This window comes from Enterococcus innesii (assembly GCF_022846515.1).
Classification (GTDB): Bacteria; Bacillota; Bacilli; order Lactobacillales; family Enterococcaceae; genus Enterococcus_D; species Enterococcus_D innesii.
In genome coordinates this window covers 1,225,639-1,242,471 of the sequence record NZ_AP025635.1, presented here as the reverse complement: position 1 = coordinate 1,242,471, position 16,833 = coordinate 1,225,639, and the positions used below count along the sequence as shown (strand labels likewise).

Genomic DNA, 16,833 nt, shown 5'->3' with positions numbered 1-16,833 from the left:
CTCTTTTTAGTAGCAAATACCGCAAATATTTGCTAAAATAGCATTGTCGGTTAAGCATTGCTTAACAAATAAAGTTTTTCAAAACTTAGGAGGAATTTTTTATGCCAGTAGTATCAGGAGCTGAATTCTTAAAAGCTGCTCGTCAAGGCGGATATGCAGTCGGCGGATTCAACACAAACAACTTAGAATGGACACAAGCGATTTTAAAAGCTGCTGAAGCGAAAAAAGCGCCAGTTCTAATCCAAACTTCAATGGGTGCTGCCAAATATATGGGCGGATACAAAGTTGCTAAAGACATCGTTACAAACTTGGTTGATTCAATGAACATCACTGTTCCAGTTGCAATCCACTTAGACCATGGTGATTATGATGCAGCAATGGAATGTATCGAAGTTGGTTACACTTCTGTTATGTTTGATGGCTCTCACTTACCATTTGAAGAAAACTTGAAATTGGCTAAAGAAGTTGTCGAAAAAGCACACGCAAAAGGCGTTTCTGTGGAGTGTGAAGTTGGTTCAATCGGCGGAGAAGAAGATGGAATCATCGGTTCTGGCGAATTAGCTGACATCGAAGAATGTAAACAAATGGTTGCAACTGGTATTGATTACCTAGCTTGCGGAATTGGTAACATTCACGGTCAATACCCTGAAAACTGGAAAGGCCTTGCTTTTGACCACTTACAAGCAATCGCTGATGCAGTAGGTTCTGATGTACCATTAGTATTACACGGTGGTTCTGGTATTCCTCAAGACCAAATCGAAAAAGCAATCTCAATGGGTGTTTCTAAAGTAAACGTAAATACTGAATTCCAATTATCATTTGCTAAAGCAACTCGTGAATACATCGAAGCTGGCAAAGATAAAGAAGGTAAAGGATTCGACCCTCGTAAATTATTAGCACCAGGTGTTGCTGCAATCGTTAAAGATGCAGAAGAACACATCGACTGGTTCGGTTCAGCTGGTAAAGCTTAATCTTAATCAAAGATCAAAACTCTTAGAATCACTGATTCTAAGAGTTTTTTTGTTTTCCAAGAAAATATTCTTGATGCGGGGATCAAAAATATCCTGCATCTTTTTTCTTTGAGGGATCTGTGCTAAAATTGGAATGATACACATAAATTAAAAAAGAGTATAGGTGGAATTCCATGAAAAAAATTGTCATCAACGGCAATCGTCCCTTAAAAGGTGAAGTCACCATTAGCGGCGCAAAAAACAGTGCAGTCGCATTGATCCCGGCAGCGATCTTAGCTGATTCACCGGTCATTTTAGAAGGAGTGCCTGACATCCAAGATGTGCACTCATTAATTGAGATTATCGAAATCATGGGTGTGAAGACCCATTTTGAAAACAATACGCTTGAGATCGATCCGACAAACATCGTTTCGATCCCGATGCCTAACGGAAAAATCAATAGTCTACGAGCTTCTTACTATTTCATGGGGGCATTGTTGGCGAAGTTTGGTGAAGGCGTCGTTGGATTGCCTGGCGGCTGCTTCTTAGGCCCGCGACCCATCGATCTGCATATTAAAGGCTTTGAAGCACTTGGCGCAAAAGTCACCAACGAACATGGTGCTATGTATTTGCGTACCGAAGAAGAAGGCTTGACTGGCGAACGGATTTTCTTAGATATGGTCTCCATCGGAGCAACCATCAATGTAATGCTGGCAGCAGTAAGAGCCAAAGGCAAAACGATCATTGAAAATGCCGCACGGGAACCTGAGATCATTGATGTTGCGACCCTTTTAAATAATATGGGGGCGAAAATCAGAGGTGCAGGTACCAATGAAATTCGTATCGAAGGTGTGGAAGAATTGCACGGTTGTCGCCATTCCATCATTCCAGACCGGATCGAAGCAGGAACCTACCTTTCTTTAGCCGCAGCAGCGGGGGAAGGCATTACTGTCAAAAATGTGATTTATGAGCATCTAGAAAGCTACATTGCGAAATTGGAAGAAATCGGCGTGCGAATGGATATCAGTGAAGATGAAATCTATGTGCATCCCTCAAAAGACTTGAAACCAGCGACTGTGAAAACCTATCCTTATCCGGGATTTGCCACAGACCTGCAACAGCCGATCACACCATTATTGCTAAAAGCAAAGGGAACATCGGAGATTATGGACACGATTTACGCCAAACGGGTCAACCATATTCCTGAATTAGCACGGATGGGCGCACAAGCAACGACAGAAGGCAACATGATTTTTGTTAGCGGACCGAGCCAATTGCACGGAGCAGAAGTTGTCGCTTCTGATTTGCGAGCAGGAGCTTGTCTTGTCATTGCCGGATTGATGGCGACTGGCACGACCAGCGTCTTTAATGTCGAGTACATTTTGCGCGGCTATGATCATATCATCGAAAAACTAACGGCTCTTGGAGCTGATATTCAAATGATAGAGGAGTAATTATGAGCGATTATCTTACGATGGCAGAGTTGGAAAACAAAACCTTAAAAGAAATCTACACCTTTGCCAAAGAGTTTCGAATTCCTTATTACAGCCAAATGAATAAAAAAGAATTGTCATTGGCTGTGATACGGGCGCAGGCGGAAAAACAAGGCTTCTTTTATATGGAAGGAATCTTGGATATCGTAGGCCAAGAAGGCTACGGTTTTTTACGCCCAATCAACTACGGACCGAGTGCAGAAGATATCTATATTTCTTCGTCACAGATTCGTCGGTTTAGTTTGCGTAATGGCGATAAAGTCGCCGGTAAGGCGCGCCCGCCCAAGGAATCTGAGCGCTATTATGGATTGATGCACGTTGAGTCTGTTAATGGCAAAGATCCAGAAGATGCCAAAGAGCGTCCGCATTTTCCAGCGTTGACGCCGCTTTATCCGAATCGTCATTTAAAATTAGAAACAACGTCAGGACGCCTTTCTACTCGGATGATCGACATGCTATCGCCAGTGGGTTTTGGACAACGGGGACTGATCGTTGCTCCGCCTAAAGCTGGGAAAACCAGTATATTGAAAGAAATTGCCAATGGGATCACTGACAACTATCCTGAGGTGGAATTGATCGTTCTTTTGATCGACGAGCGCCCAGAAGAAGTGACTGATCTGGAACGCAGTGTCAAAGGCGATGTTGTTTCTTCAACCTTTGACCTGCAGCCTAGCAATCATACCCGTGTCTCTGAATTGGTACTAGAACGGGCGATGCGTTTGGTAGAAGACAAGCGTGATGTCGTGATTCTGATGGATAGTATCACTCGTTTGGCAAGAGCCTACAACTTAGTGGTACCTCCAAGCGGACGTACACTAAGCGGCGGGATCGATCCAGCTGCTTTGTACAAACCAAAGAAATTTTTTGGTGCTGCCCGTAATATTGAAGAAGGCGGCAGTTTGACGATTCTTGCCACAGCACTGGTGGATACCGGCAGCCGCATGGATGATGTCATCTATGAAGAGTTTAAAGGAACCGGCAATATGGAGCTGCAGCTTTCTCGCAGCTTAGCAGAACGTCGGATCTTCCCTGCGATCGACATCAAGAAATCTGGTACCCGTAAAGAGGAATTGCTGATGAGCAGTGAACAATTGGAAGAAACTTGGCGCTTGCGCAACAACATGTTAGGGGATTCCTTAGAGTTCACAGAACAATTCATTCAATTCTTGCGCAAAACGAAGAACAATGAAGAGTTTTTAGCGGCTTTTCATGATGTCCATTTCGGAGACAAGCGGCAAAAAAGAAATATAAAAAGATAATTGCATCTAAAAACCAAACATGGTAAGATAGTCATGTTGTAAAATCGACAAATCAACTCTGGTGAAGCAAATGAGCCAGGGCAAAGGAGAGAAGAAGAAATGAAACAAGATATCCATCCAGATTATCATCCAGTTGTATTCATGGACTCAACTACTGGTTTCAAATTCTTATCAGGTTCTACAAAGAATTCTCAAGAAACTGTTGAGTGGGAAGACGGCAACACGTATCCATTGATCCGTGTCGAAGTAACTTCTGATTCACATCCATTCTACACTGGACGTCAAAAATTCACACAAGCAGACGGACGTGTGGACCGTTTCAACAAAAAATACGGTCTCAAAGACACAAACGCTGCAGAATAAGACAAACATTGATAAATCAACGTTTAGCAGACTATCTAATAGGGGTAGTCTGTTTTTTTTGCGTTTTGACCATACTTTTGACCATACTTTTGACCATACCGAAACTCCTCAGTTTTTTGATCAGCTTCCTTCATAAAATCTGCGAAGCGACTAGCTGTTTTTTCAGTCTGTTTTTTTGTGACATGGGTGTAAATGTCCATCGTCGTTTTGATGTCAGTATGACCCAAGCGAACTTGGACTTCTTTCAGCGAAGCACCAGATTCAAAAAGTAAACTACAATGCGTATGTCGAAAGCCATGGGGCGTGATACGTTTCAAATTATTTTCTTTTATAATAATTTTCAAATTATGATTTACATAGTCTAGGTAAAGGGGTTTGTTTTCTTCTGATGAAAATACCAGTTGTTCGCCATTTTTTGTCAATTGGATCCCCATTTTCAGAAAGTTTTCTTTTTGTTTTAGTTGCCAATGTTTAATCACTTGCAATGTTTCAGAGTCTATCGAAATTGTCCGAAGGCTCTTTTCTGTTTTCGGGACTTGAAATTTGATTTCCCATTTGTCACAAGTAGCTAATGTTTGCTTAACCGAAAGTGTATTTTCCTCAAAATCAATATCCTTCCAACGTAATGCTAAGAGCTCGCCTTTTCGTAAACCTGTAAATGCTAAAACCCGAAATAAGGGATAGACCGGATCAGGATACGTTTTTACAACTTCAAGAAAAGCTAGGAGTTCTTTTTTGTTATAGTAAGGTGCTTCATACTTTTCTTCATCAATTCTTTTTTTCCGTTTTGGACGAATAACACCGTCCATAGGGTTATTACGAATAAGTCGTAGACTTAAAGCATATTTAAAAATAGACGAAGTTAATCCAATGAGATTGGAATACTTTTTGTAGTAGCTGTACCATTGGTTTACTTGTTTTTGACAATAGGGAATAGAAATTCTAGAAATTTTCAGATTACCGAAAAGAGGTAGGATATGTTTTCTATACGCCAATTTTTGGGCGACATAGGTACTTTCACGAACCGTATTTTTGTATTGTTCAAACCATTCATCTGCCAATTCCGAAAATAACCGTTGAGAATCCGTCAATACATCATTTTCTTGTACCTGAACCATCAAACGAGTATAAGCTTGTTTGGCTTCCTTTAATGTTTTGAAACCACGCTTAGTGGTATATTTCTTTTTCTCTGTAACCGGGTCAATACCCAGATATGCTTTAAACATATAGACCTTTTTTCCATTTTTCTTTTGATATTGCTTAAACATATTTTCTCCTTTGATTCACTCGCCAGTATATCAAAGAGAAGGAATCCTCCTTTCTTAACGGTATCATAGTCAGCGTATCCGTGTAAGTCAAGATTAAATTTTAAGATCATTTAAAAACTGCTTTACATCTTCACGATCAAACCGTGTTTCTTTTCCAAAAGGAATAGTTTTAAGGCCATTCATAATCCAATTGTTCAAACGACTATCTCCAATTTTGAGAATTTGCTTTAATTGTTTTCTTGTTGGATAAGGAGGAATCTCGTTCACTTTCGTCTGGTGAGATTGTTCTTCTTTAATTCGTTGTTTTGTTAATTGAACAATTTCTTCAATAATTTCTTGAGGTAATTCAATGGGTACAGTTATGATCATACTTACGTCTCCTCTTTCTTTTTCGTTTTCTTTATTTTTATATACCGGACCGTGCTTTCTTGGAAATCCATCATTTTTTCGGATAGGCCAAAATCATTTAGAGTATGAAAAAAAATAGGTCGTCTAACTAGATATTTATTCGAATATAATATGTTCTGACTAGAAACATTATATGGTTCGCTAACTATTTTTTTTGTGACAATTGGTAATTTAAGATTACGAGATTTGAAGAACGCCTTCTGTTTGTGTTCTTTCAACTCTAAATTCTTATCAAAATATTTGCTGATATAGCGTCCGCGATTTTCAATGCTATCCACATCAATCTTATTAATTTTGACAAACCCAAATCCCCATATGGTGGTTAAGTGGTCAATGGAGACAAAAGGGAAGCTAAATAAAAGGATATGGTAATGGATAGCCCCACGTTTTTGTTTTTCCCACGTCGCAAGATATTTCAATTTTGCTTTTTTTGTGTGATAGATTTCATAGTTTAATCGTTTGATAAATTTTTTAAATTCATTATTCGCGTAGGGAATGTCTTGAATGTTTTCTTTGAAGGTAAGGGTTAAAAATTTTGTCTGATTGTCAAAATTTGTATCCACAAGACGCGCAATTTCAAAACGCATATTTTTGTAATAACTCTGTTTGCGTTTCAAACTGTCGTATTGTCCTTGTGCTGAGAGTTCATCATAGGTTTTTCTTTTTTCAATTATTGTTTGTTCTTCGTCATATAACCACGCAAGTTGTCTTTTTCGTTCTTGATTCATTTTATGTTCAATTGTTTTTCGTTTTGGAGTAATGAATGCTTCATAATCATAGATTTCAATATACGTGGGAGTTTCAATGATCTTTTGATTATAAGCCTTCAAAAATCATCACTCCTGAGTAAATATTTTATTGTCAAAGAGCCGTCGATTTTCTCCTGATGTTGTTCTATAAATCAAGTTAAGTAGGAAGAAAGCCTGCGCCTTTCTTCCCGAACAGTCATTCATCGTGTGGTTGTTTTCGAGCGTCATGCGGCATGAGCGTTGGGCGCTCTACCGCTTCCGTCGAAACCACCCGCCGGAAGTCTGTTCAATTGTCAAGAATCGATCTTCCAGTTGACTGAGGTGTTTCTTTAACTTTTGACAGTCATTTTGTAGGTTTTGGAGTTGTTTTCCTTGATTACGAATCGCTTCTTGTTGCGAAAGCAGCCGTTCCTCTAATTTTTTCGTAAGAAGCCTCATTAACTCGCTGTGTGTGCAACGATCCAACAGATTCTGCGTATCAAACTGCTCCCGAAGCGCTTTATCTCTACCAAGGATAGGGATAAATTGAGCAACTTGGCAAAACTTCTCTATTTCTTCTTTGGTAAACAGCCTGGTTCGTCGGTGATTTCTCATTCGTTTTGTTCTTGTACGAACCACAAAAGGCAGCTCTTCATAATGGAATGTGTAATGGCATTCTTTTTGAACAAAGTTTGCCCATTTGTTTAACGTGGAAAGAGAATGAAGACCTGCGACTTGTTCTAGTACTTCATGAGCGGTGAAGTACTGGGTCATCTAGTGGCAATAAGTGTTGCTTTTTCAGCCGTGGCAGATAGTCCATAACTAACAAATTGGCCATTGACTCTCCCCCAAGGTGTAATGACTAACTGCTCAAATCGAAGTCGAGCGGTCCCTTGTTCCTCTAATTGTTCTTTAGAGATGACGGGAAATTCACTGCTTACTTTGACACTCATTTTTTCAAATCGAAGTTTTGGCAGAATACATTCATAACTCCAACCTAAGACCTCTCCGTCTCTTTGCCAGCGGGCAACTTGGACTACTTGATATTCTGTTTCCAACTTATCTTTTGGTAAGGTAAGATCACTAATTTTTACAGCCATTTATTTTCCTCGCTTTCTATATTCGATAGGGTGAAGGAGATGGAAGAGTCCCTCCTCATTCGAATTGAGCAAACAACGCAGGTCAATCAATGGATGGCTCTTCCTTTCCTCATCATAACTACGATTTGAATGGTCCCATTTTTCGAAAAAAGGGTAAAAAAATAAAAAAGAAGTTATTCTCTTTTATAATAAATCAGTTTGTTTTTACGTCAAAGGTTCAAAAGGAAGCACCAAAGGAAGTTTTGAAAAAAAGATCCGGAGTATACTGAGGGTATCAATAAATAAGGAGTGTTTTCTAATGGCTGGAGCAATTTCTGTAACCCCCGAACAACTGAAAGAACAAGCAAAAGTGTACCAACAAGCGTCCTCTCAAATGCAAGACGCCATTCGTAAAGTGAGCTCAATGAATCAAACGATCGCTCAAGAATGGCAAGGGCAAGCATTTACTTCTTACTTGGAACAGTACAACCAATTGGAAGGGAATGTGAAGCAGATGGAACAACTGTTGGAAAGTATTAATGGACAACTAACCAAATACGCCGACACTGTTGCGCAACGAGACCAAGCAGATGCGAAATCTTTTGGTTTGAACTAAACAGTCCTTAAAAGCATCAGTAAATCTACTGATGTTTTTTTGTAGTCAGATATTAGCGAAAAAAATGTACTGCAAAAATAGCACGGGAAAATAAAAAGATGGAAATACAGTTATGAAAAATCAGCTTACTAACAAGTTCATAGATAAAAAAACTATACAAGTGAGAGGAGTAAATCATGTCGATTGTTGAACCAAAGAAATATTTTACCGGTGTGTTGATTAATGATTCTTCCCTAAGTTTTGATCCAATAGAAATACTTATACATTTTGGTGTTACGTTGGGAACAAATTTCCCGCTACTTAGAGGAGTATATAAAACTTTACGAAAACTTGACCTTCAATTTGTTCATAAGCCTCTAATCGGAGCGGAAATAGTTGTTTTATTCGATTATGAGCAGCAGTCTGTAACGATAAAAAGAGAATCAGAAGTAACGTTAACACTGCCACAGTTTTTACAATTTCTAGGGAAAGTAGACGTTGCTTTTGCGCCAATCCTTCCATTAGGAACAACTGTTGAACTAGATGAAACAATGCTGCCTTTAGGTGTAGAACGGATGTTTACAGAAGGTGTAGGAGCAAGGGTGACCTTGACAGGGCGTAAAGTCCCGTTGCAATCGGGATTTGATCACTATCTCGTTGATTACTATGGTCGGTTATGGCCATTCGGCGAAATGCCTGGAGGAGAGCCCATTATAATTTCAAATATGATGATTAAGCGTGTTATACAAGAAGGCTATAAAGATGAGTGGGAAGAACGATTTTCCTTTGATGTGTTGCGAGCAACACAAGTTGCTCGTCAACAGATTTCTACTGCCTTTATGACGACAGAAGATGCTCTCCGCTTCTATGAGACGTTGGAAAAGGGAAAAGATTAAATAAAGAAAGGAGGTCGCTATGGGATTTTACGTGGATGTAAAAGAAATAAAAGAACTTACCGAGCATTATTTAAAAGCTGCGGATAACGCACAAACGGCTTTGGATGATGCTCGAAAAGGGATGAATGGCATTATTACGAGTAATGCGATGTATGGTGAAGTTGGAAAAGCGATCACAAATGATATCAACAATAATCAAAATGCGGTCATTGTTGGGTTGAAAGATAGCTACAAAATTTTAGGCGCAGAATTTCAGCAAGCACTTCAAGAGTTTTTAAGCACCACTGGAGAAAGCTCTGAAGATGCAATTCTAGATGAAGAAGTGATTACAAAAGTAAAAGCTGATCTAGATAATATGGAAACGACTCATGAGGAGTTGCGAAAAGAAACAAAAGCCGTATATGAAGACATTGCCGATTTGATTGATCTACCTATGCCTGAAAATACATTCAAAGGAAAAAAGGCAGATGCTGAAAAGTATTTAACAAAAATTATTACGAACGTAACGGAGTTTGATAGTAAACAAGTTACAAGTAGCACCGCTGAGCTGGTGTCTGCTTTGTCCCAACAGGTTTCAATGGCTGAACAAGCGAATGAACTGAGCTATACAGATCCACGCTTTAAATCTTTTGGGAACAAAGTCAGTTAGCGAATGCCATTAAGGAAATTGATGATCAAATCACTGCCCAAGAAAAACAAGCAAAAATAGAAGCAGAAAAAGCCGCGAAGAAGAAACAGGAAAAATGGGCTGAGCAACATCCAATTACTAGTTGGTTACAAGACCGTTCAGAGGAAATCGGAAATTTTTGGGATGATGTCGTCTCTGGCACAAAAGCATTACCCTTGAACGATTCAGATAAACAACTACTCGTAACACTAGAGGGTTTTATCGGTAGAGCAGGAGAGACTGTTAGTTCTATTGCAATTGGTGCTAGTGAACTGGTTCAATTAGGCGGAGAATTATTGAATGGCTTAGATCATCTTGTATCAGGCACAGAGATGCCACAATGGCAGTTGGACGACTTACGTGGTGCTTGGGAGAACACCAAGTCTATTGGAGCCACTCTGGGCACGGTAGGCTTAGGGATATTAGCTATGAACAATTCGTATTTACAGTCCGTGCCATTATTTAATGATGCGAAGAAGCAAACAATTACGATGGGAAAAGAACTTCTTGGTGAAATTTGGAATAGTGTAAAGAATGGTGATAGTTATGCGATTGGTGGGTATATTTTTGATGTTGCCAGCATGTTTGTCGGTGTAGGTGAAGTTAGTGCTGTGGCAAAGGGCTCCTCTTGGGGACTGAAGCTGACTGAGGGAATGAATGCATTTAAGACAGCAGCAAAGGTAAACACGTTCAATAAATTGAGTAAACTGACAACAAGTCTTAACAAAGCTCTTTCTTATGGAGATGATGCGTTAAAAGCTTTTGGAAATAAATTGAGTAAGATTCCTGTCCCTATAATGGATGAGGTAGTTACATCGAATGGTGTTATAATGAAAGTGAGTGGTAAAGGGAAGCTAGGAGATTATGCCAAGATACTTCAATCAGATGCGAAAGTGACAAAAGGTGTTAAGAAAGCTAGTGGACTTGAATTTGGTAGTGTAGAAAAATTAGAAACTCATTTTTCAAAACATGGTTCAGAAATGAAACAAGCTTTAAACAAAAAAAATTATTCAATAGCTGATTATCTAAGTGATGCAAACCATGTTATTAAAGAAGGTCAATTTGTTCCTGAAATGAATGGATATATAAAACTTGTTGGTGGTGAAGGTAGCGCTAAGTATGCATTTGTAGGGTTAGATAGAACAACAGGTAATATAACAACTTTACATTTGAAGTCTGTAAAAGAACTTGCTAAAAAGGCGCCTAGTTTAGGCTTAAAACCATAGGAGAGGATATAAAATGATTATTGTAAAAAAAGTGAATTGGATAGACGAAGATTCTGGAGAGGCAGACATTTTACTTTCAGATGGTATTTATTCCATTAATTGTTTTTGTAGTGATTGTACTTTTTCAGAAGGAGATATGTTTTCAGATATTCTTTACGGATTTAATGTTAAAAATATTGTGAAAAGTTTCAACGAAGAATACGTAATAGATGAAAAAAACGATAACTACTATATTCAAGGTAAGATTGTAGATAGGAAAAGTGAGATTTTACAAATTGGAGAGTTTAAAATAGATTTATCTGATGGCAATATCCCTAAGGACATTAATCAAAATGACTATGTAGAAGCTAATATGTCAAGAATCGATGTCTATTGAAAGAATAATATAATAAAAAGGCACTTTATCACAAGACTGGTAATCAAGTGATAAAGCCTTGACTAGTAAGGAGTAACTCACTAATCAAGTTGGCAATAGCTAACAAAAGCTAGCTGTATTTATTGTGCAAAAATTGAAACACCGGCGAATATATAGAAGGTATTCAAATTCATCTGAATACCTTGTTGGTAGAGGAGATAAAAGGGTGAAATTACAAAAAGTGCGTGGAAGATACGATTATAATATGGTGATGATTAATTCTGATTTAAACCAAGAGGAAATTTTATCTGTAATTGTACATGAATTAGGTCATGAATATCTTACACTACACACAAGCCTCGGTCAAATGGGGTGGTTAATGAATAACCTTGCTAATAATGACCCTTCATTCAAAAAAAGTTATGAAGGTTTTTTTGAAAAAATTGATTCCATTCAAGAGCAATACTGTTTGTTGATTGAAGTATGTTCACGAATTGCGTTGAACGATTATAAAGATAAAGAGAAGATAGTAGATGAATATGAAGAGAAATTCTTGAAGGTCTTAGGAAAATTCAAAAAATGGTTTTGTTTCTATATAGAAAACTTAAATAAAGCGAATTACAACGAGACTGTAAATTTTTTTTCTACATTGTTTATATTAGCATGTGCATATGACTTGCCAGACATCAGTTATGATCAATTGAAAGACGCAAAAAAATTAGTAACATGGTTTGACAAATCTAATATTCGTCCGAAGAAGAAACTGAAACGTATACTTAAAGATTTAACAACTTTGGACAATCCTTCATTTCAAGAAATGAAAGATTTTTTAGTAAAAAAGTATGACGTTGGAAATGCACTTCCTTCAAAAATTGGGAGTATTAGAATAGATACAGCAAACGAAACAGTCATAATGGATTATGAAAGTAAATCAAATGAATTGATAAGGGAATTCAAGAGTAAAAAAAATGTGAATAAACTCTTTGAAGACGTACTATTTTCCACATTACTTTCAGGTTTGCTGAACATATTATCGAATGAAATTGAATTAATAAAGAATTCAGATCCTTTTGAAAGAATATTACAATTTTCCGAAATGAATGCTGTGAATGGATTTAAGAAAATTGATAGTGAAAAAGAATTGATTGAAATACTTTCTCACTCTGATCAAATAACTTTACTTACACCATATAATGACAATTTGCTTGATTATGAAGATGAAAGCTATTTTGATGCAATAAACAAGAAATTTACTGGCTTCAAAGTTTTGATACGAAAAATTGATGTTGATAAAAATACTTACAAAAAAGCTGGAGATTTTAAGTATGATTTTATAAAAAACGATAACCTTATTACTTGTAGTAATAAAAGTAAATATTTGTTTCAAGAGATTAATATTTTATGTCGTTTAAACTATACGAATAACCAAAATCTTAGATTTTTTAATCGCATTCGAAATAATATAAAAAATGAAAATTGGATAAATATTTTTGTTTGTAATCCTGCAAATCAATTAATCGAAGTATTGTCTAAAATAAAAGAACAATATGGAGAAAATGCTTTTAGATATCGATATGGGGATGTAAAAGTTTTTGAATTAGATGATCAGAAAATTAGATTATACTTTTTTATAGAAGTATTAGACTGGAAGAATATAACGTTTGATAAAGGCAAGCCTAGTCAAGAAATGAACGTGTTAGTCAGCTCAGTACTAGAATTAGTGTATAATGGCGACATTATTTTTAATTATTTAGACGATAAAAGAAATAATATTTCATGATATATTTTGGATTCTATAAGACGATACCAATTCCAAAATGAACTTTATAGATAATTGCTACTAAAGTACTTTGAAACTACTCAGATAACCGAACTATTTGTTAATCCAAGCCTCATTAAATACAGCCTTTTTATTGATAAATAATCATATAGCGTAATTATTTGATTGCTCTTTTTGATTAAGGATTGTAAGGACGTTCAAAGTAAGAGACACAAAAGAGAAATTCTAATAGTGAACATTAGATGTTTTAAATATCAGTTTAGGGAGTTAATTAATCATGACTAAATACCATTCGGATCAACCAATCAATGACAGAAAAAAAGATGAATATAATCGTAGTGTTTTCGTTGATGACTTTATAAAAATATTAACTGATTTTGAAGACAAAGAGAACTACATTATTGGGTTGTATGCGAAATGGGGACGAGGTAAAACATCTACAGTAAACATGATTTTAGATAGTTTGAAAAATAAGGAACAGTTTTGTGAAATTTACTTAAGTGCATGGGCACTTGGGGGAGATTATGAAAAAATTTTATGGGACATTCTTGATCAAGCTTCTAGAAAGATTATGAAAAAGAAAGCGAAGAACAAACGAGCCCGATTTGGAGGATTTTTATCTAAGGTCTCCAAAGCAGAAATTCCATTCGATCTAGATACAGAATTGGACTTAAATAGTGGTGGGCGTAAAGAGACAAAAATTAGCTCAGGAAAAATAATCAATACTGTAAATTATGTGGGTCAAATGCTCGCTTCAAGTGACAATATAGATAAAGCACGTAAACGTATTGAAGAGTCGATAGGAGACAAAAAAGTTATTGTTTTTATAGACGATTTAGACCGGCTTGAAGGCAAACAAATTATTGACATTCTGCGTGCGATAAATACGGTTGCAGACTATGGAGGGATGACCTATATTCTGCCGTTTGATAAGCGTTATGTTTGTTCTGCTATTGAAGAATGTCTGCCTAAGGACCAAAACGGAGATGAATTTATAGAGAAACTTATTCAAGTTCCAATCGCTCTTCCAGAATTAACCCAGGAGAGATTAGACAAAGTATTACTCGGTAAAATAGATAAGTTGTTCAATGAATTCGGGATCACTCTAACAGAAGAAGAGGTAAATCGTTTTCAACGTCTTTATTTTTATGGAGCAAATAAATATATTGCCTCTCCTCGAGATATAAACAAAATTATTAATGTGTATCGTTTTAGAGTACCGATTTCAATTGGAGAAATTAATGTTGTAGATTTAAGTATTTTAGAGATAGTCCGAACTTTTGATGAACCCTTATATCAACTAATAAGAACGAATCGAGAGTTATTTGTGAAACAGACCCGTAATATCTCTCCAAAATACCTTCTTGACAGTGATAATGAAAAGAGAAAGGCAGATGCTGATAAACTATTAAGTAATATACCTGATGAAAAATTAGAAATAGTACAAGGTTTGTTTCCTATTATTGATGAAATATATAACAATCATTTTACTACTGATGGAGAAAGGCTCAGACGTCAGCAACGCATAGCATCTGAATTTTATTTTGATTTGTTTTTTGCTTCACTCGACGAAGAAGAAGGAATCTCTAATAGGGAAATTATTAAAATTTTGCAACTGACAGATTTGACTGAATTAAAAAATGAAGTATTCAGTAAGATAAACAAGAACAACTTTGATATTGCTTTGAAAATGATTGTGGATAATATAGATTTAATTAGCAACAGTAGGGATTTTTGCAAAGTATTACTGGATCTAGTTGAGACCTTTCCACAAAAGAATGTTTCAATAGGATTTAAGCTGAGTTTATTGGAAACCCTTATTTTTAGAATTGATGATATTTTGGAAAAGTCCAATACTAAGCTAGAAGATTATATTTCGTTATTAGATCAAAGTTATTGTGAAAATCGAATGGAAACGTTCGTATTGCTTCTTAAAAATGTTTATGTCTATTCTCAAAAAGGAAAGAACCGAAAAGAAATAGATCTAAATGAAGAAGAGATTGGTCTTTATAAGGAACACGCATTAGAGCTTATCCGACAATTCGCTAAAGAAAATAAAATCCCGGTTAATGTGACAGATAGTTCTAATCGTATTTATATGTATTGGAAAGAACTTGGGAATAAATCTGAAATTTCAGAGTATATACAGAATCTAGTGAAGACAGCAGATCAAGCTTTAGACTTCATATCACAGTTTTTAGGGAAAGCTACAGCTCTTGGTAAAAGCGATTATCGTAGAACTGATATGGATCGATCAACATATGAGCTGATTGGCGAGCTTATAGACCCCAATTATTTCTATGAGTTACTAAAAGAAAATGAGAAATATAGTAGTTTAATAAATATTGAAAAAGAAAATGTCGTTTCACTTGAGGATAGATATGATTCTAACGGTGAAGAAGATGAATTTTCGAGAGTTGGGAATGAGCATAATGATGAGTTTCGAGTTACAGTAGCAAGTCAGTTCATATATATACATGAACATTCAGTTAAGGACTCTGTAGTTAACAACGATTAATATTAGAGGACTATACCCAATGAGTAGCAAGTTAGCTGCTTTATTGCTGAATTAAAAGAGGCTCTAATAAAAAATCTACAATTAGAGAATTAAAAAGTCATAGAATCAGAAATAATATTATTGAGTAAACTTATCTTATACTGATTTCAAAGGTATGAAAACGACTTGATTTATTTTTCTAGAAAAGTTGTGAAATATGATTAGTTACTCAATTTCTACAAATGTAGTTTTAGAAATAAACTGTAAGAACTGACTACTGAATTATAGAATAAAGAAAAAGGAGTTTAAAATATGTCAGATAGAGAGCTGCTAGATGAACTTTATAACAAAGGTTATTTATCTATTCAAGATGATTTAAATCTACAAAGCAGAACTATGACCAGAGAATTAGCTAGAAGATTAGAAGCGATTAATAATTTTACAGATTTAGAAATAGAAACAACAGGAATTTACCATCATACAGATTTAGTTGATATTTATTTTATTTATAATTCTAATATCGATACAGATGAGTATTCTGAATTAATGGACAAGTTCGAACAAATTTATCACGAGGAACTGAAGACACAAAATGAAGGTAACTTTATATAAAAGTCCGTTTAAATTAAGCAATTTCGTATTTACTTTGTTAATGAAGGCCATTTCCTTAATTCATAGAATCCTCCCAGACGTTTATCTGAGAGGATTCTATACAATAATTTTTCCACGGTTTACACTATAGCCATATATGGCTATCTTTTGATTATTCCAGAGATAAATATCCTTATTTTTATGTAGAAATAAAATCGAAAACAAAGTTTTCGTTGTCATTGGTTCTTTTCTATTTTGGCGAAAAAAAATAATGTTTCCTTCATCATCAGGCTTTGCAGTAGTGAATTGAACTAATGTTCCACCTAATTGAGTATAAATACCTTTGTAATCGTCATGAAAGGGATTCGCGGTTAGTTGTCTCAATAATTCGCCAGCTTTCATTCCATACCTTCTTTCTTAAGAATCTACTTGATTCAAATTATATAATGTTAAGAGCAAAATGACCATATACATATAGAAGAAACTAGAATCATTTTATAGCTCAAAGTATTTTGGTTTTGTCAATAGTGATAGCATTATGATTATTTTAATAGCGATTATTTCTTACTTGATTTAGTTGTTTTTGCTTTATTTCTTTTTCAAAGTGAAACTTTATTTTTTTAATACTGAATAGATGTGTTAAAAAATTAGATTCTTTGTTTTTGAAAGATTTGAATA

The 16,833-nt window shown here is 35.9% G+C and carries 17 protein-coding genes; 12 read left to right on the top strand and 5 right to left on the bottom strand.

The window, feature by feature from the left end; genetic code table 11:
• Window positions 1-101: 101 nt before the first annotated feature.
• From ENLAB_RS05680 to ENLAB_RS05665, 4 genes are all read left to right on the top strand, one after another.
• Window positions 102-971, top strand: coding sequence for a class II fructose-bisphosphate aldolase (locus ENLAB_RS05680; RefSeq protein WP_005228297.1), 870 nt, complete (start codon window positions 102-104; stop codon window positions 969-971).
• A 173-nt stretch (window positions 972-1,144) separates the two neighbouring features.
• The gene (gene murA / locus ENLAB_RS05675; RefSeq protein WP_244353070.1) at window positions 1,145-2,404 is read left to right on the top strand and encodes a UDP-N-acetylglucosamine 1-carboxyvinyltransferase; all 1,260 of its coding nucleotides are present in this window, start codon (window positions 1,145-1,147) and stop codon (window positions 2,402-2,404) included.
• Window positions 2,405-2,406: 2 nt separating this feature from the next.
• On the top strand, window positions 2,407-3,702 hold the full coding sequence (rho, locus tag ENLAB_RS05670; RefSeq protein ID WP_005228301.1) for a transcription termination factor Rho: 1,296 nt from the start codon (window positions 2,407-2,409) through the stop codon (window positions 3,700-3,702).
• 99 nt (window positions 3,703-3,801) lie between these two features.
• Window positions 3,802-4,065: a type B 50S ribosomal protein L31 gene (locus ENLAB_RS05665; protein WP_005233979.1), complete on the top strand. Its 264-nt coding sequence runs from the start codon at window positions 3,802-3,804 to the stop codon at window positions 4,063-4,065.
• A 35-nt stretch (window positions 4,066-4,100) separates the two neighbouring features.
• On the opposite strand, the gene ENLAB_RS05660 is transcribed toward ENLAB_RS05665, so the two are convergent.
• From ENLAB_RS05660 to ENLAB_RS05645, 4 genes are all read right to left on the bottom strand, one after another.
• Entirely contained in the window at window positions 4,101-5,333 is a 1,233-nt protein-coding gene (locus ENLAB_RS05660; RefSeq protein WP_244353068.1) for a site-specific integrase, read from the bottom strand.
• A gap of 93 nt (window positions 5,334-5,426) precedes the next feature.
• Window positions 5,427-5,702, bottom strand: a complete 276-nt coding sequence (locus ENLAB_RS05655) for a DNA-binding protein (protein ID WP_244353049.1) — start codon at window positions 5,700-5,702, stop codon at window positions 5,427-5,429.
• A gap of 2 nt (window positions 5,703-5,704) precedes the next feature.
• Window positions 5,705-6,571, bottom strand: coding sequence for a rolling circle replication-associated protein (locus ENLAB_RS05650; protein WP_244353036.1), 867 nt, complete (start codon window positions 6,569-6,571; stop codon window positions 5,705-5,707).
• A gap of 668 nt (window positions 6,572-7,239) precedes the next feature.
• Window positions 7,240-7,569: a hypothetical protein gene (locus ENLAB_RS05645; protein WP_244353034.1), complete on the bottom strand. Its 330-nt coding sequence runs from the start codon at window positions 7,567-7,569 to the stop codon at window positions 7,240-7,242.
• A gap of 298 nt (window positions 7,570-7,867) precedes the next feature.
• Here ENLAB_RS05645 and ENLAB_RS05640 point away from each other — a divergent pair, with 298 nt between their 5' ends.
• The 8 genes from ENLAB_RS05640 to ENLAB_RS05605 all read left to right on the top strand — a co-directional run bounded on the left by ENLAB_RS05640 (window position 7,868) and on the right by ENLAB_RS05605 (window position 16,176).
• Window positions 7,868-8,164 carry a WXG100 family type VII secretion target gene (locus ENLAB_RS05640; RefSeq protein WP_244353032.1) on the top strand — a complete coding sequence of 99 codons (297 nt, stop codon included), beginning with the start codon at window positions 7,868-7,870 and terminating at the stop codon, window positions 8,162-8,164.
• 176 nt (window positions 8,165-8,340) lie between these two features.
• Window positions 8,341-9,039, top strand: coding sequence for a DUF4176 domain-containing protein (locus ENLAB_RS05635; protein ID WP_244353030.1), 699 nt, complete (start codon window positions 8,341-8,343; stop codon window positions 9,037-9,039).
• A 31-nt stretch (window positions 9,040-9,070) separates the two neighbouring features.
• A complete protein-coding gene (locus tag ENLAB_RS05630) occupies window positions 9,071-9,688 on the top strand; it encodes a T7SS effector LXG polymorphic toxin (RefSeq protein WP_244353029.1) in 618 nt (205 codons plus the stop codon).
• A gap of 194 nt (window positions 9,689-9,882) precedes the next feature.
• Entirely contained in the window at window positions 9,883-10,932 is a 1,050-nt protein-coding gene (locus ENLAB_RS05625) for a hypothetical protein (protein ID WP_244353028.1), read from the top strand.
• Between the two features lie 13 nt (window positions 10,933-10,945).
• The gene (locus ENLAB_RS05620) at window positions 10,946-11,308 is read left to right on the top strand and encodes a hypothetical protein (RefSeq protein WP_244353027.1); all 363 of its coding nucleotides are present in this window, start codon (window positions 10,946-10,948) and stop codon (window positions 11,306-11,308) included.
• Between the two features lie 205 nt (window positions 11,309-11,513).
• Complete coding sequence (locus tag ENLAB_RS05615; RefSeq protein WP_244353026.1) at window positions 11,514-13,067, top strand: M48 family metalloprotease; 1,554 nt, start codon at window positions 11,514-11,516, stop codon at window positions 13,065-13,067.
• Window positions 13,068-13,344: 277 nt separating this feature from the next.
• On the top strand, window positions 13,345-15,585 hold the full coding sequence (locus ENLAB_RS05610) for a KAP family P-loop NTPase fold protein (protein ID WP_244353024.1): 2,241 nt from the start codon (window positions 13,345-13,347) through the stop codon (window positions 15,583-15,585).
• 291 nt (window positions 15,586-15,876) lie between these two features.
• Window positions 15,877-16,176: a hypothetical protein gene (locus ENLAB_RS05605; protein ID WP_244353022.1), complete on the top strand. Its 300-nt coding sequence runs from the start codon at window positions 15,877-15,879 to the stop codon at window positions 16,174-16,176.
• 96 nt (window positions 16,177-16,272) lie between these two features.
• On the opposite strand, the gene ENLAB_RS05600 is transcribed toward ENLAB_RS05605, so the two are convergent.
• On the bottom strand, window positions 16,273-16,557 hold the full coding sequence (locus tag ENLAB_RS05600) for a hypothetical protein (protein WP_244353020.1): 285 nt from the start codon (window positions 16,555-16,557) through the stop codon (window positions 16,273-16,275).
• Window positions 16,558-16,833: the final 276 nt, after the last annotated feature.

Coding starts and splice junctions, on each gene's coding strand:
- ENLAB_RS05680 (WP_005228297.1), top strand. CDS start 102: ATGCCAGTAGTATCAGGAGCTGAATTCTTAAAAGCTGCTCGTCAAGGC.
- murA (WP_244353070.1), top strand. CDS start 1,145: ATGAAAAAAATTGTCATCAACGGCAATCGTCCCTTAAAAGGTGAAGTC.
- rho (WP_005228301.1), top strand. CDS start 2,407: ATGAGCGATTATCTTACGATGGCAGAGTTGGAAAACAAAACCTTAAAA.
- ENLAB_RS05665 (WP_005233979.1), top strand. CDS start 3,802: ATGAAACAAGATATCCATCCAGATTATCATCCAGTTGTATTCATGGAC.
- ENLAB_RS05660 (WP_244353068.1), bottom strand. CDS start 5,333: ATGTTTAAGCAATATCAAAAGAAAAATGGAAAAAAGGTCTATATGTTT.
- ENLAB_RS05655 (WP_244353049.1), bottom strand. CDS start 5,702: ATGATCATAACTGTACCCATTGAATTACCTCAAGAAATTATTGAAGAA.
- ENLAB_RS05645 (WP_244353034.1), bottom strand. CDS start 7,569: ATGGCTGTAAAAATTAGTGATCTTACCTTACCAAAAGATAAGTTGGAA.
- ENLAB_RS05640 (WP_244353032.1), top strand. CDS start 7,868: ATGGCTGGAGCAATTTCTGTAACCCCCGAACAACTGAAAGAACAAGCA.
- ENLAB_RS05635 (WP_244353030.1), top strand. CDS start 8,341: ATGTCGATTGTTGAACCAAAGAAATATTTTACCGGTGTGTTGATTAAT.
- ENLAB_RS05620 (WP_244353027.1), top strand. CDS start 10,946: ATGATTATTGTAAAAAAAGTGAATTGGATAGACGAAGATTCTGGAGAG.
- ENLAB_RS05610 (WP_244353024.1), top strand. CDS start 13,345: ATGACTAAATACCATTCGGATCAACCAATCAATGACAGAAAAAAAGAT.
- ENLAB_RS05605 (WP_244353022.1), top strand. CDS start 15,877: ATGTCAGATAGAGAGCTGCTAGATGAACTTTATAACAAAGGTTATTTA.
- ENLAB_RS05600 (WP_244353020.1), bottom strand. CDS start 16,557: ATGAAAGCTGGCGAATTATTGAGACAACTAACCGCGAATCCCTTTCAT.